Below are 12,597 nucleotides of genomic sequence, written 5' to 3'. Positions count from 1 at the left end.
ATCCGGGACGTGGACCGGCCCTTCGGCGGGATCACCTCGGTAGCCCCGAGTGCGATCACCGAGACGGGCCGGCAGGCCGAACGCGACTTCCTCAAGCACAACGCGGCGGCCGAGCTGCCGTGCGACGCACGGGGCAACCGCCGCGCCACCACCTCCACCTGAGCGGTTCGCGGCTCCGAATGGGCTGGCCGGTGCGTGCCGCGACCTGCGCTGCACGAGTGCCGGCACCGCGCCGGACACCACCGGGCGTACTCGCGTTGAATGAACCGGCCCTGCTCGTGCTGGATGAAGCCGCCCTGCTCGCGCCCGACTGGAGGCCAGCGGCGCGCCGTGTGAGGCGCCCTCCACGGTCCCGGTGCCGGCGGGCGCGTGGTGGCGCGGGGGTCAGCAGGTGGTGGGGGCGTCTTCGCCGGTGAAGCGGTCTTTGAGCCAGGGGGTGGCTTCGATGCTGGTGGCGGCGGTGGCGGCGATGTGGCCGGGCACGTAGTTGGTGGTGAACTTCACCGTTGCGCCCAGCCGGCACCAGTCGGCGGCGAGGCGGGCGCCAACGGTGTGGGGGATGACGTCGTCGAGGCGGCTGTGGGACAACAGGACGGGCACGCCCGGCCTTCGCGTGCCGAGCCGCTGCTCGGCCACGATCTCCTTCCAGGGCGCGGACTTCAGGCGTTCGGTGAGCGGCCGGCCATTGGCGGTCAGAAAACGGGAGCGCAGGAAGGGGTACTTGGCGATGGCCTGGGTGGTGCACTGGTGGTCCCGCAGATCTGCCGTCACTCGCTTGCCGTAGGCGTTGAGGTAGGCGTCGATGTTGATGCCGTATGCGGCGCCGAGCCCGGACAGGGAGTAGTTGAAGAACGCGCCGTAGGCGGATCCGTCGAGGCTCGCGGCGACTGCATCGAGGTCGGCGGGGGGAGCGCCGACGACGGCGCCCTTGAGGTCCAGTTCCGGCGCGTAGACGGGGGCGAGTTCGGCGGCTGCGGCGCTGGCGCCGCCGCCTTGAGAGTACCCGTAGAGCACGAGAGGACCGGATGCGGACACGTCTGCTCCGTGCAGTCGCCGGGCCGCCCGCAGGGCGTCCAGGACGGCGCGCCCCTGGGCCTCGCGGACCATGTAAGTGTGGACCCCGGGGGTGCCCAGCCCCTGGTAGTCGGGGACGACCACGGCCCAGCCCTGGTCGAGGAGGTGCTTGATGGGCAGTGCTTCGTACTCGGTGCCCTCGTCCATCTGCCGGGACGGAGCGCACTTGTCCGCCAGTCCCTGAGTGCCGGGGGCGAAGGCGACGAGCGGCCGCGGTCCGGAGTGGGCCTTGTGCGGGGTGAGGACGGTGCCGGTGACCGCGATCGGTTTCCCGGTGCGGTCGGTGGTGCGGTATATGATCCGCTCGACGCTCGCGCCTGCCCTGACCAGCCTGAGCGGGTCCAGGTAGAAGGCGGCCCGTTCCGAGCGGATCACATCACCGTTGTGCGTGGGCAGGGTGGCCGGCGGGTCGTAGAACGGCGGCCGCTCCGCCGCCTGCACCGCCGCCGGGGACGGGACCGCCCGGGACGAGAGGGGGGGGCGGCGGGCTGTGCGCCGGCGCCCGTCGCGGGCAGGGCGAGCGCCAGGCAACTGCCCAGCATGGCGGCCGCGGCGGTCAGCCGGGCGGCGGGGGTTCTCGTGGTGCGGTGCAGGGCAGCGGGCATGGCGGTGTCCTTTCGTCGGCGTGCACACAAGGGGGAGCGCACGGCAGCGGCCTTGTGATCGTCCGCGTGAGAAACTCGGCGAAGCAATGGACCTGCGGCTAAACCAGACGATTTGGACAACGCTGTCACCCCGGTCCGTCTCGCCTGTTCGACGCGACGGCTGACCGTAAGGCGGCACGTTCACCACCCGAACAAGGGGACTGCTGCCGATCGGCCGGCTGGCCCGGGCGGCAGGACCGCGTCGGTGCCCGGCCAAGAACATCGGCGTGCGGGTCCACACTCCCGCAGGGCCGGGCGGGAGCTGCGGACATGCGCAGGGACCGACATCAAGCGCCAGGGCCGTAACAGCCGGGGCCGTCGTGTGCTGGGCAGATGTTTACGAGCTCAAGTCCCTTGTCACAGCGCCGGGTTTCGATGCGGGCAGGAAACTTGGCGGTGGCGACGCGCGGGCATGACGGTTTCGGGTGGAGGTAGGGGCGGGGCGGTAGACCGCCTCGGCTGCCGGTCACGCTCCAAAGGGCGCAGGCCGGAGCAACCTCGCGTCGGCGACGCGACTCCGGCGGGGCGCAGCCACTGCGCTGCGGGACCGCCATCCCGGCGGGGGCACTCGCTCACCGCCTGGGCCCCCTCGCATCAGACAGGAGCGGGCATTGCCGAGGCGGGGGATTTGATTGAACGTCCGGGTCGCCGGTCAGGGCTGGATGTTCTCCAGGTCCTGCAGCAGGCGGGGGTGTTTGGGCTCCCAGTTGAGCGCCTGCCGGGTGTACGCGCTGGACGAGGGCTGGTCGCTTGCGAAGATCTGGCCGAGGGGGCCGAAGGCCTGCGCCGGTACCGACTCGACCGGCAGGCCCAGCCGTCGGCCGATGACTGTGGTGATATCGCGTACCTTGTCGCCCCCGTCGGCCACGGCGTGCCAGGAGGTACCTGCTTCCGCCTGTTCCAGGGCGAGCCGGAAGAGGACTGCCGCGTCGAGAGCGTGCACGGCCGGCCAGCGCTGTGTGCCGTTGCCCGGGTAACCGGACACGCCGGTCTGGCGTGCGATGTTGATCAACAGGCCGGCGAAAGCGCCGGAGCCCTGGTTGTGCACCGTGCGTGGCAGACGTACGGCGCTGCTGCGGACCCCGCGCGAGGACAGCCCAGGACCGACGTGACCGCACGGCCGCGACCTCCGACCGGTCCGTTGGTGGGCAGTGGGTCGCTTTTGACGGATGCGCGGCCCGGCACGGCGGGCGTACCCGAGACAGTGACGAAGGGACGGTCGCTGCCGACGAGTGCTTCGCCGAGGGCTGCGAGGGCGGCACCTTCCTTCGCGACCGACTTCGCGAGGCTGTCGGGGCTGCTGAAGGTGTGAGCTGGGCGTCCTCGCCTTCAAGCGGGGAAACGCCCAATGGTCGAAGGGCGACCGTGACGGCAAGGATGAGCTGGCCGGGTACGCCCTGGCGGCCCTCGACGAACTGCGTGCAGCGACCGCCTCGCTGGGCTGACCGGCAACCTCGCCCGCTGTTTGCGCGGCAGCGGCCGGAGCCCGGAATCGGTTCGAGTCGGGCGTGCTGCCCGCAGCCCACCGGAAGGCGCCCTGGTGCGGTCGTGCCCGCCGTCCTGGGCAGGCGGCTTCCGGGGCGGGTGGGAGGGGCTGCGGGGCGGTTGTGCTTTTCAGGTCTTCTGCTATCAGATGATCGGTGTCCGCGTGGGCGGTTGTTGTGCTCGGGGCGTGGGGGCCGGGGCTCTCCTCTGCTTCCGCTGGGTGTTTGTACCGCCGATGCATCGGCGGGCGGCCCGCGAGACCTTGAATACTTTCTGTATGTGATCAGACACTTTATGTGAGCGCGGTCGAATGGTCGCGCTGCCCAACAGACCCGTTTCACCTGCCCGTTGACGCCCCTCTGCGCGTCCGGCTGCCTGCTGGGCGCCGAATGTCGGGGCCGGTGGGCGTGCGTCCGGACGGGTCACAACTGCGCATGGAGGAACCAATGCCTGACATCACCAAGCTCAGCGTCCAGCTGTACACGGCGACCGACTCGGAAGCCGGCACTGACGGCTTCGTTTACCTCGGCATCGCCGGACGGGAGTTCCACGTGGACGCCTCCCGCGACGACTTCGAACCCGGCGACAATTACACCTACGTCTTCGGCGACGGAACCAACGTCCTGGATCCCGACCGCAACGATCCCCGCCTGCCCCGCCTGGACACCGACGACCTCGACCGCTACCCCGTCTACCTCCGCTTCGCCGGCAAGGACAACGACGACGACTGGTGCGTGGAACGGGTCACCGTCACCGTCAACCCCGGCGGCCCCGGCTCCAGCACCTACGACAACCCGCGCCTGGCCGGCTCGGGAGTCGACAGGAAGATCTGGCTCGGCAAGCGCTGCGGCGAGACGGTCCGGCTGCGCCGGATCTGACCCGCGCGCACCGCATCGGGTGCGGCCGGGCCCACGCCCTCCCGGCGCCACGCCCCGGCCGCACCCTCCCAACGGATCGCTTGGGCGGACAGGTGCTTGCACACCCCGCAGGCAGGCGCCTTCCGAGCACCGCCGGCAGGCCGCCCGCGACGTCGCAGCGCCGGCCTTCGTTCGTGGGCGACCGGGGCCGGGTGCTGCGCGAGGACGACGGGTGCCTGTACGAGTTGCCGCCGACACCGCACTCGGCAGATCGTCAACTTCGCCTTGGACCAGACACACGCGTGAGTCCGCATACAGACGGGCGTGGTCCAGTGCGGCCCGCGCACCCGAGCCTCTCTTGCCGGTAGCCGGTGCGCGGCTCGCTCACGGAGCGACTGGCGCCCGCTGCCGGACACAAAAGAGCCCTGGCTGGACGGGGGAGACCAGCCAGGGCCGCTTGGGGTGTGGCGGGCGGAGGGCGGTCGCCTCGCGGCGAGCGGCTCCATGGGGCTTCAGCCGGACGATCTTCCCCATGGGCTACAGGTGAGGCCCGGGGACACTGTCCCCTCCGCAGCCACAACCTTCCCAACGCCACACCCTGGCGCTATGTTCCGCCGGCGGGCGCAGTGGGGGGGGTGAGGTGCGGCACACCTCGTCCGACAGCCGGCGCTGAAGCAGCGTCGGCGGCCGGTGCGCCGCAGCCCCACACTTCGCGCGGCCCAGGCAGGCCCGGGCTACGGCTCTCAGCGGCCGGTGGCCCTGCCCGCCTGCGATCCGGCCCGGCCTCGGGCGGCACCGGGCGAGTGCGCCGACGTGTCAGAGCAGATGCGGCGGGGGGACGACCAGGACGACGGCCAGCAGCCGGGCGCGGGGCATCGCCTGGGTCTCGAACCAGCCGCCGCAGGGCCGGGTGTGGCGGCGGGCGCTGCCCGAGAGGTTCGCCGATCTCAGACGGATCGATGCCCAGGCCGGCGAGTTCGACGATCTGGTTGGCGACGGTTTTGACTTCGTCGCGGACCTGCTTGGGGTAGCTGATCTCGTCCTCGGTGGGGAAGGCGTACTCGGCTGCACCGTCCAGGGCACGCAGCGGCCGGCTGCCGTCACGGCCAGGCCGGAGCGCCACGGCCGCGCGTCACAGTGGAGACGGAGGCGAACCGGCGGTGGGCCCCCGGTAGTGGACCCCGGCGGTGTACGCAGGCGGGATGCCCTGGCCCTCGGACGGCCCCGGTGTCGGCAGGCCGGGTCGGTGTCACCGAGGCTATCCGCTGATGGGCGGGCCTACCTCAGTTCGCTGTTGGGCAGCGGCTTGTCGAAGACTCTCTTGCTGGCCGGGGTGAGCCGTTTTGCCGACGTGCAGACCGAGGAACACGCCGACGTCGCTGGTGTCGAGCATCGTGCTGCATCATCTTTGCTGCGGCTGGTCTGGCCGTCGGTGTCGTACTCGCGCATCCACGTTATGCAGACCTGCCGTCCGTGAGCTGCCCGCATTGCGCCGGACCGGACGGTGGCCGGACCACACCACTCCCAGGTCATTCGTTCGACAGGGGGACACAGTCATGCCGGGCCCGGAGGCCAGCGGCCCTCTTGCAGGACCGCTGAAAACACAACGGTGGGCGGGGGCACGATTTCCCGGGCCCTGGATGCAGAACTTCTTCGTCGGCGCCCACCAAGTCCCTTTCGCCACCGCCGCCGCCGAGTGCGCGCAGCGCGCCTCAGAGATCACCGTCGGCCTGGCTGCCCTGGGGTGCTTGTCCAACAGCGCGCTGGTTACCCTGGTCAGCCTCGCCCGTACCCTGCGGCTGCAGCAGCGCGGCGCATACGAGACATGATCCAGATGCTTATCCCGGGACGGGCGTCCGACCCCGCTCGGCAATTTCCAGGCCGCTTCGGAGACGCTGTACCGGGTTTCCTCGCCGGAGCGGAAGTTCCAGTGCTGCCCGTGCGGCGGGGCCCCAGGCCGCGAGGCGGACCTGGGGCTCTGTGGGGGAGCGGACGGCCTGCGCCGGGGTGTGGTCCGGCGGGCCGGTGGGGCCTGCGTCAGCGGTTGAGGACCTCCTGGACCTTGGCGGTTACGCGCTGGGCCTGGAGGTCGCGGCCCTCTTCGTTGGGGTGGGCGTACCACGGGATTTTGGTGCCGAAGAGGTCGAGCTGGGATTCCTCCAGCAGGCCGCCAATGCCCCGGTTGATCCCGTCGCAGGCCGTGTTGCCGCCGGTGTGGTCGTAGAGGTCCACGAAGTCGGCGAACTCGTCCTTGGCGGCCTTCTTCATGACGTCGTCGAGCCGCTTCTGGATCTTGTCCAGGACCGGCAAGGCGTCCTGGGGAATGTCGGCGAACGGCAGTTCCGTCTGGCCGGGAGCCGCCTTCAGACACTTGGTGGTGTCCTGGGGCACGAGCCTTGGGTAGCCGACCAGGACACGCTCGGCGTCCGGGGCACGGTAGAAGAGGCGGTTGAGCATGTCGCCCAGCTGGTGTTCCACCACCTCGAACCGGTAGTCCAACCATGCCTTCCCGTCGTCCGACGTGAAGAACTCCGCGCACTTGTCGGCCGGCGACTCCGCGTCCACCGGGTCCCCGGGCAGCAGGCTGGCGCCCCGGAGCTTGGTGGAGCACTGCTTGAGGATCTGGTTGAAGCCCAGCGTGTTGCCGCCCATGCTGCCCACGATCAGCCGGGTGTCCTCCGTGAGCGCCTTCTCTTGTTCCGGGACGCTCAGGCCGCTGCCGGGCTGAAGCAGCTCCTGCGGCTGCCAGACATGGTGGATGAGCGCCCCGCCGCAGGAGACGTCCGCCTGGACGTCGAGCGTGATGCCCTTGCCCTTCAGGCTCTCGGTGGCGACGCCGGGATAGTTCTTCGTGGCCTGGAAACACCATCCCCTTTCGCTCTCAGGGTTGTTGACGGGGGCGATGCCGAAGTTGGCGGTGTAGGAGTCGCCGAAGAAGACGGTCTTCACCGGATCGGCGGGCGCCGCGTCGGCGGTTCCCGCCGGGACGGCGAGCGCCAGGCAACTGCCCAGCGCGACGGCAGCGGCGGCCAGCCGGGCGGCGGGGATCTTCGTGGTGCGGTGCAGGGGGGCGGGCATGATGGTGTCCTTTCGTCGGCGCTCAGACACGGAAAGAGCGCACTGCAGCGGCCTTGCGATCGTCCATGGGAGCAACCCGGCGAAGCAATGCATCCGCTGCTAAACCGGACGGTTTGGACAACGCCGTCACGCCACCCCGCCATGCCTGCTCGACGGGGTTGTTGACGGGAAAGCGGCTGTGCTCTCGGTCGGGCAGCGCCCCGCAGCGCACCGTACTGGCGTCTCGCGGCCCGGCCTCTGGCCGGACGTCGTCGTGGTGCGGCACCCAGCGCCCTCAGCGTCGGCTCTCCTGAACGGGTGTTGCGCCCGGAGCTGTTGTAAGGAGCCGGCGTGGCGCGAGCGCGTCCTGCACCCCTCCGTCATGCCCCTCTACGGGCTGACGCGTTCATGAAGGGTGACGGTGAGGTGGGGGCTCAAGTTGCCGCAAATGCAGCCGAGTTGGGGTGTGCGGCCGGGACGGAATCTTATGCTGTCCCAGCCTCCATGACGCTTCGTCAGCAACGAGGAGGAGACCCTCATGCCGAACATCATGGGCGCTGACAGGACGACGCCCAGGCAGGCTGTCAGCCGTACGTGAACGGAAGGTCGGCCTACATCGACGTGGACACCAGCGCGGCACAGTTCTCTGCCGCGTTCGACACCCCCATCATCGTTGGGCCGTCTGCCCGGTGGGTGGTGTCGGGCCGCCGAGGCTGGGCCCCTCGCCGGTGGCAGGCGCGGACGCGGCCGTCACTGGCACCCCGAGGGACCCAGCCCGGCACCGATGCGGGTCAGCACGAGCATGTGTCCTTGGCGGCCGGAAGCCGGCGCGCCCCGGGCGGGCCTTCCGTCCTGGTGATAGAGAGACGGTGCGTGAGGCACGATGCGGTGATCCCCTGTCGCAAGTGGAAGGGAGACGGTTTCCGTAGGGGTGTCATTTCTCGTCCGCCGTCCGCCGTCCGCCGTCCGCCGTCCGCCGACGGTAGATCCGCACCGCCTCCTCGGCGGGGGTTCGCCGTCCCGCCTCCACCAGCCGGTTCCGGCGACGACGAAACTCACGACCGCCTCTTCCGGGAGCTCACCGTCGGGGCCGGTACCGCCATTGTCTTGCCGGTCTACGGCTGGGCGTCCGAGAAGGGGTCCCCACGCAGGTCGAGCAGAACCATGCCGTCGGCCGGTGGTCGTTCGCCGGCGATATCGACGCGAGAGAGGGTGATGCGTGCGGCTCGACGTGATGGTGGGCGGTGCGTCAGGCGTCGCTCGCTGCGGTGGCGTAGTCGTCGTAGAAGCCGCGGCCGGTCTTCACGCCGAGGCGGCCGGTGTCGACGTACTCGTGCAGCAGTCGGCGAGGGCCTTCGGGCAGGTGCGGATTCTCCGCGGCGTAGTGGTTTTCGATGTCGAGGACGACGTCCAGGCCGACTTGGTCCATCATCCGGAAGACCCCGAGCTTTGCGCCGGTGTTCACCTGGAACATCGCATCGAATTCCTCCGGCGTGGTCACCCCTTCGGCCACGACCGCCAGCGCCTCGCGCTTGATCGCGGCCCAGACCCGGTTGAAGATGAAGCCGGTGCTTTCCCGGCGGGCCTCGAAGGGGTGCACTCCGTAGCGGGGCAGCTCGTTCTTGAGCCGTTCGATGATCGCGGGGTCGGTGGCGCCATCGCTCATAAGGTCGACCGCGTTCTGTGCCGGCGGCATGTAGAAGTGCACGTTCAGTACCCGCTCCTTGTGCTCCACCTGGTCGACGAACAGGCGGGAGGCGTAGGAGGAGGAGTTGCTGGCCAGGATGGTGTCGGGCGGGGCGATCCGGTCCAGTTCGGCGAACAGGGTGCGCTTGAGATCGAGCCGCTCGGGCACCGCCTCGATGACCAGCCAGGCGTCGGCCAGTGCGGCTTGCAGTGTGTCGACGCCGACCACCCGGCCCTCGGTGGCGCCGGGCCGGGAGGCGACCACCTCCGGCAGCGTTGCGGTGACGTAGTCGAGGGCCGCGGTCCGGACGTCGGCTGACAAGTCGTACAGGCGGACCAGCCCGCCGTCGGAGGCGAACATCATCGCGATGCGGCGGCCGAGGGTGCCTGCGCCGATGACCGCGACCGGGCGGGCGGCGAGCTGGCGGGAAGTGTGGGTCATCACGGGACTCCTTGTGCACGTTCGGTCCGGCTGGTTGCCCGACACACGAACTCGATGCAAACTGTACTCAATACGTTTTGTATCGCAAGGAGTGTGGAACAGTGCGCGAGTCCGAGGTGGTGCGTCAGCCGCTCACGCCGCTGGGGGTGCCGGTCTATCCGGTGCGGGCGACCCGGTTCACCGACCGGGAGTACTTCAACATCGTCTACCGCACCGACCCCGATGCCCTGCGCGCGGTGGTGCCCGAACCTCTGGCCGTGCCCGAGCCGCTGGTGCGCTTCGAAGTGATGAAAATGGGTGACGTCGAGGGCTATGGCCCCTACCTGGAGTGCGGCCAGGCGATCGCCGTGGAGTTCGACGGCGAGACGGGCGAGTATCTGCACGCCATGTACCTGGACAGCTTCGCCGCCACGGCCGCGGGCCGCGAGCTGAGCGCCTACCCCAAGGTGGCCGGCAGCCCGGCACTGTTCACCGACACCGGTGCGCTGGTCGGCACCCTGGACCGCGGCGGCCAGCGGGTGGCCACCGCGACCATGCCCTACAAGTGGCAGCCCCTCGACCCCGACGCGGCCCGGGCGCAGATCACCGTGCCCACCTTCGCGCTCAAGCAGGTGCCCAACGTGTTCACCGGCCAGTTGCGCGCCTCGGACCTGGTCCGCACCGAGATCACCGACATCGTGGTCAACGAAGCCTGGACCGGGCCCGCCCGCCTGCAATTGTTCGAGCACGTGATGGCCCCCCTGGCCGATCTGCCGGTACTCGAGGTCGTCTCCGCCAGCCACATCCTCACCGACCTGACCCTCAGCCCGGTCACCTCCGTACACGACTACCTGCACAGCGGCTCACCCCTCACCCACGAGACAGGCCGGCAGCCGCAGACGGAGAAGATGGCCCCATGAATCACCCGACCACCCCAACGCCCGCGCCCGCCCGGCCGCCCCGCCAGCGCAAGGCGACCCGCGCGCAGCTGATCGCCGCGGCCGCCGACCTGTTCGCCGAGCACGGCACCACCAACGTCAGCATCGGGGCGATCTGTGAGCGCGCCGGGTTCACCCGCGGCGCGTTCTACTCCAACTTCAAGACCGTCGACGACGTCTTCTTCGCCCTGTACGAGCAGCGCAACGCCGAGGTTCAGCAGCGGCTGGAGGCGCTCGCCGCCGACGCGCCGCCTCCTGAGCAGGCTCGGCTCCCCCTGGAGTCCGTCGTGGCCACGATGTTGCGGGCGCTTCCGGTGGACCCGCAGTGGGTGGCGATCCGTACCAGTTTCGCGGCTCAGGCCCAACACCGGCCCGAGGTCGCGGCCGTACTGCGCGAGCACGCCGAGCAGCTCCGTCGGCACCTCCAGCCACTGCTGATGCACGCCCTTCAGCTCACCGGCCGCAGGCCGCTTCACTCCCCGGAGGACTACACCCGGGCCGTCATCACCGCGCACGTCGGCGCGATCACTCAGTCGCCGCTCCACGACGACCCCGAAGCCGTCCGCGAAGCCGTCGTCCGCGGCATCGTTCTCGGCCTCACCACCGACCAGTGAACAACAGCGCCTGCGCTCAGCTCAGTGGCTGTTGTCGTTCGCCCGGAAGGTGGGCCCCCGGCACTTCATGTGATGGGTGACCTGCTCAGGTGTAAGTCCGTGAACGAGAAGGAGACACGATGTCTTTGCTGATGAAAGCGATGGTGCAGGCCCTACGGCTGCGGCCGAAGCCTCTCGCTTCGGCCGATGCGATCGCCGCGGAGGTCGACCGTGACCGCCCCGACGCCGAGGTACCGCGCACCCTCCGCAGGGCGTACCACGTCCGCCAAAGCAACATCGAGGGCATGCCGGTCATCACGCTCACCCCAAAAGGTGTTCCCCCTGCCGGGGAGCTGCTCTATACGCACGGTGGCGCGTATGTGCACCCACTGGTCACACCGCACTGGCACATCATCGGACACCTGGGGCTGACCACCCCGCTGCGCGTGACTGTCCCTCTGTACGCGCTCGCACCCGAGCACACCGGCGACGAGGCCTACCCCAAGCTCCACAACCTTTACGACAGCCTGACCGAATCCGGGCTGCCGGTGATCACCGCGGGCGATTCAGCCGGTGGCGCCCTCGCCATGGCGCTCACCATCCGCGCCCGGGACGAACACCGTCCCCTTCCCGACGCGGTCCTGCTGTTCTCACCCTGTGCGGACGCGACCCTGACCAACCCCGACATCCCCGCCATCGAGCCGCGGGACCCCATGGTCGGCCGCGAAGGAGCGCGCTGGGCGATGAGCCGCTGGGCCGGCGACCGCCCCCTGCAACACCCCTGGCTCAGCCCGCTCAACGACAGCCTGCGCGCCCTGCCCCGGATCTCCGTCTTCCACGGCGAACGCGACATTCTGTGCCCCGACGCCAAGAAGATGGTCGCCAAGGCCAAGGCCGCCGGCACCCACGCCGAGATCAACCTCTATCCCGACGCCTTCCACGTCTTCGTCGGCCTGCCACAACTCCCCGAATCGCGGACAGCCCTCGCCCACGCCAGGAAGATCATCAAAACCGTCACCGCGACCTGACCTCGCCAGGGGGCGGACGCCGCCCCCCGTCTCGCTGCCCGTCCCCGTGGTCAGGCGTCCTTGAGCGAGGCGGGGATGCCGTCACGGAGCATCGCGAAGAGCACGTCGACTCGGCGGCTGGTGCGGCGGATCAGGAGGGCTCGCATCGGCTGCCCCTCAGACACGGCGGCAGCACGGGATTCAGATCCGCCAGGAGCGGAGTGCGTCCGCGATCTCGGGGACCTTCAGCCGGGTCTCGCGGACCTTTCTGATCAGGTCCGACAGCGCTCCGTACGGTGGGTCGATGCCCTCACCGGACTGGTCCAGGTACTGGGCGGTCACGAAGGCCGCGAAGAGGCTGTTGCGGTGGGGGAGCGGCTCCAGCCGCACGAGGGTGTGCAGGAGTGCGGCGGCACGCCATGCGGCGTCGGGGTTGGACTCGGCCAGGGTCGGCGTGCGGGTCTTGTGGCGGGCGACCGCCGCGACCAGAGCCGAGTAGTCGGTGACGGACACATCGTCGTGCCCCAGGGCGATGTCCTGGACGTCCAGGAGCCAGGAGACGTCTACGTACAGGATCTCGCTCATCAGGCGGCAGTGGCTCCCCGGTCGCGCTCGGAGGCAGGAACCTCGTCCGGGAACGCGCCGTCGAACTCCTCACGCAGCCGGTCCGCCCAGGACGCAGCGCCTGCCACGAACCGCTTACGGTGCATCTCACGCACCCCCAGGTCGTGCATGTACTGCTTCAGGCTCTTGCCCTCGGCGGCGGCAGCGGCACGCACGCCTTCCATCTCTTCGTCGGTGAAGGACACATTCAGTGACGGCATACTCGCATGGT

At 69.9% G+C, this 12,597-nt stretch carries 10 protein-coding genes and 4 pseudogenes; 7 read left to right on the top strand and 7 right to left on the bottom strand.

From position 1 onward, the window contains the following. Positions 1-384 precede the first annotated feature (384 nt). Both ABZ877_RS34720 and ABZ877_RS34715 read right to left on the bottom strand, forming a co-directional pair. Complete coding sequence (locus ABZ877_RS34720) at positions 385-1,515, bottom strand: lipase family protein (RefSeq protein WP_361079662.1); 1,131 nt, start codon at positions 1,513-1,515, stop codon at positions 385-387. A gap of 855 nt (positions 1,516-2,370) precedes the next feature. Continuing rightward, positions 2,371-3,023: pseudogene (locus ABZ877_RS34715) on the bottom strand (3-beta hydroxysteroid dehydrogenase); the annotation flags it as partial. Positions 3,024-3,028: 5 nt separating this feature from the next. Between ABZ877_RS34715 and ABZ877_RS34710 the strand changes: the two are divergent. Together ABZ877_RS34710 and ABZ877_RS34705 are read left to right on the top strand one after the other, a co-directional pair. Further along, positions 3,029-3,163, top strand: a pseudogene (locus tag ABZ877_RS34710) (TetR family transcriptional regulator); the annotation flags it as partial. A 486-nt stretch (positions 3,164-3,649) separates the two neighbouring features. After that, positions 3,650-4,081: a hypothetical protein gene (locus tag ABZ877_RS34705; protein WP_361079660.1), complete on the top strand. Its 432-nt coding sequence runs from the start codon at positions 3,650-3,652 to the stop codon at positions 4,079-4,081. Between the two features lie 1,232 nt (positions 4,082-5,313). Here ABZ877_RS34705 and ABZ877_RS34700 read toward each other — a convergent pair. Continuing rightward, positions 5,314-5,453: pseudogene (locus ABZ877_RS34700) on the bottom strand (IS110 family transposase); the annotation flags it as partial. Between the two features lie 247 nt (positions 5,454-5,700). Here ABZ877_RS34700 and ABZ877_RS34695 point away from each other — a divergent pair. Beyond that, positions 5,701-5,889: a hypothetical protein gene (locus tag ABZ877_RS34695; protein ID WP_361079658.1), complete on the top strand. Its 189-nt coding sequence runs from the start codon at positions 5,701-5,703 to the stop codon at positions 5,887-5,889. A 208-nt stretch (positions 5,890-6,097) separates the two neighbouring features. On the opposite strand, the gene ABZ877_RS34690 is transcribed toward ABZ877_RS34695, so the two are convergent. Then, positions 6,098-7,138: an SGNH/GDSL hydrolase family protein gene (locus ABZ877_RS34690; RefSeq protein WP_361079656.1), complete on the bottom strand. Its 1,041-nt coding sequence runs from the start codon at positions 7,136-7,138 to the stop codon at positions 6,098-6,100. Positions 7,139-8,158: 1,020 nt separating this feature from the next. Here ABZ877_RS34690 and ABZ877_RS34685 point away from each other — a divergent pair. Next, positions 8,159-8,298, top strand: a pseudogene (locus tag ABZ877_RS34685) (esterase); the annotation flags it as partial. A gap of 68 nt (positions 8,299-8,366) precedes the next feature. Here the strand turns inward: ABZ877_RS34685 and ABZ877_RS34680 are convergent. Beyond that, the gene (locus ABZ877_RS34680) at positions 8,367-9,245 is read right to left on the bottom strand and encodes a 3-hydroxyacyl-CoA dehydrogenase family protein (protein ID WP_361079655.1); all 879 of its coding nucleotides are present in this window, start codon (positions 9,243-9,245) and stop codon (positions 8,367-8,369) included. A 101-nt stretch (positions 9,246-9,346) separates the two neighbouring features. On the opposite strand from ABZ877_RS34680, the gene ABZ877_RS34675 reads away from it, so the two are divergent. The 3 genes from ABZ877_RS34675 (at position 9,347) to ABZ877_RS34665 (ending at position 11,783) form a co-directional block, all read left to right on the top strand. Further along, a complete protein-coding gene (locus ABZ877_RS34675) occupies positions 9,347-10,144 on the top strand; it encodes an acetoacetate decarboxylase (RefSeq protein ID WP_361079654.1) in 798 nt (265 codons plus the stop codon). Next, positions 10,141-10,776 (top strand): TetR/AcrR family transcriptional regulator, encoded by a 636-nt coding sequence (locus ABZ877_RS34670; RefSeq protein ID WP_361079652.1) that lies wholly within the window; start codon positions 10,141-10,143, stop codon positions 10,774-10,776. The genes ABZ877_RS34675 and ABZ877_RS34670 overlap by 4 nt, the downstream gene beginning before the upstream one ends. Positions 10,777-10,895: 119 nt before the next feature. Beyond that, the gene (locus ABZ877_RS34665; protein ID WP_361079649.1) at positions 10,896-11,783 is read left to right on the top strand and encodes an alpha/beta hydrolase; all 888 of its coding nucleotides are present in this window, start codon (positions 10,896-10,898) and stop codon (positions 11,781-11,783) included. 180 nt (positions 11,784-11,963) lie between these two features. On the opposite strand, the gene ABZ877_RS34660 is transcribed toward ABZ877_RS34665, so the two are convergent. Then, on the bottom strand, positions 11,964-12,347 hold the full coding sequence (locus tag ABZ877_RS34660; RefSeq protein ID WP_361079647.1) for a toxin Doc: 384 nt from the start codon (positions 12,345-12,347) through the stop codon (positions 11,964-11,966). Then, positions 12,347-12,586: a hypothetical protein gene (locus tag ABZ877_RS34655; RefSeq protein WP_361079646.1), complete on the bottom strand. Its 240-nt coding sequence runs from the start codon at positions 12,584-12,586 to the stop codon at positions 12,347-12,349. The genes ABZ877_RS34660 and ABZ877_RS34655 overlap by 1 nt, the downstream gene beginning before the upstream one ends. Positions 12,587-12,597 lie beyond the last annotated feature (11 nt).

Origin of the sequence: Streptomyces sp. NPDC046939 (genome assembly GCF_040644575.1) — a bacterium.
Classification (GTDB): Bacteria; Actinomycetota; Actinomycetes; order Streptomycetales; family Streptomycetaceae; genus Streptomyces.
Note: the sequence above shows the minus strand (reverse complement) of the source record. Positions and strands in the feature narration are given on the sequence as shown.

What these genes read in the sequence shown, in the direction of transcription:
- ABZ877_RS34705 (WP_361079660.1), top strand. Translation starts at nt 3,650, where the DNA reads ATGCCTGACATCACCAAGCTCAGCGTCCAGCTGTACACGGCGACCGAC.
- ABZ877_RS34695 (WP_361079658.1), top strand. Translation starts at nt 5,701, where the DNA reads ATGCAGAACTTCTTCGTCGGCGCCCACCAAGTCCCTTTCGCCACCGCC.
- ABZ877_RS34690 (WP_361079656.1), bottom strand. Translation starts at nt 7,138, where the DNA reads ATGCCCGCCCCCCTGCACCGCACCACGAAGATCCCCGCCGCCCGGCTG.
- ABZ877_RS34680 (WP_361079655.1), bottom strand. Translation starts at nt 9,245, where the DNA reads ATGACCCACACTTCCCGCCAGCTCGCCGCCCGCCCGGTCGCGGTCATC.
- ABZ877_RS34670 (WP_361079652.1), top strand. Translation starts at nt 10,141, where the DNA reads ATGAATCACCCGACCACCCCAACGCCCGCGCCCGCCCGGCCGCCCCGC.
- ABZ877_RS34665 (WP_361079649.1), top strand. Translation starts at nt 10,896, where the DNA reads ATGTCTTTGCTGATGAAAGCGATGGTGCAGGCCCTACGGCTGCGGCCG.
- ABZ877_RS34660 (WP_361079647.1), bottom strand. Translation starts at nt 12,347, where the DNA reads ATGAGCGAGATCCTGTACGTAGACGTCTCCTGGCTCCTGGACGTCCAG.
- ABZ877_RS34655 (WP_361079646.1), bottom strand. Translation starts at nt 12,586, where the DNA reads ATGCCGTCACTGAATGTGTCCTTCACCGACGAAGAGATGGAAGGCGTG.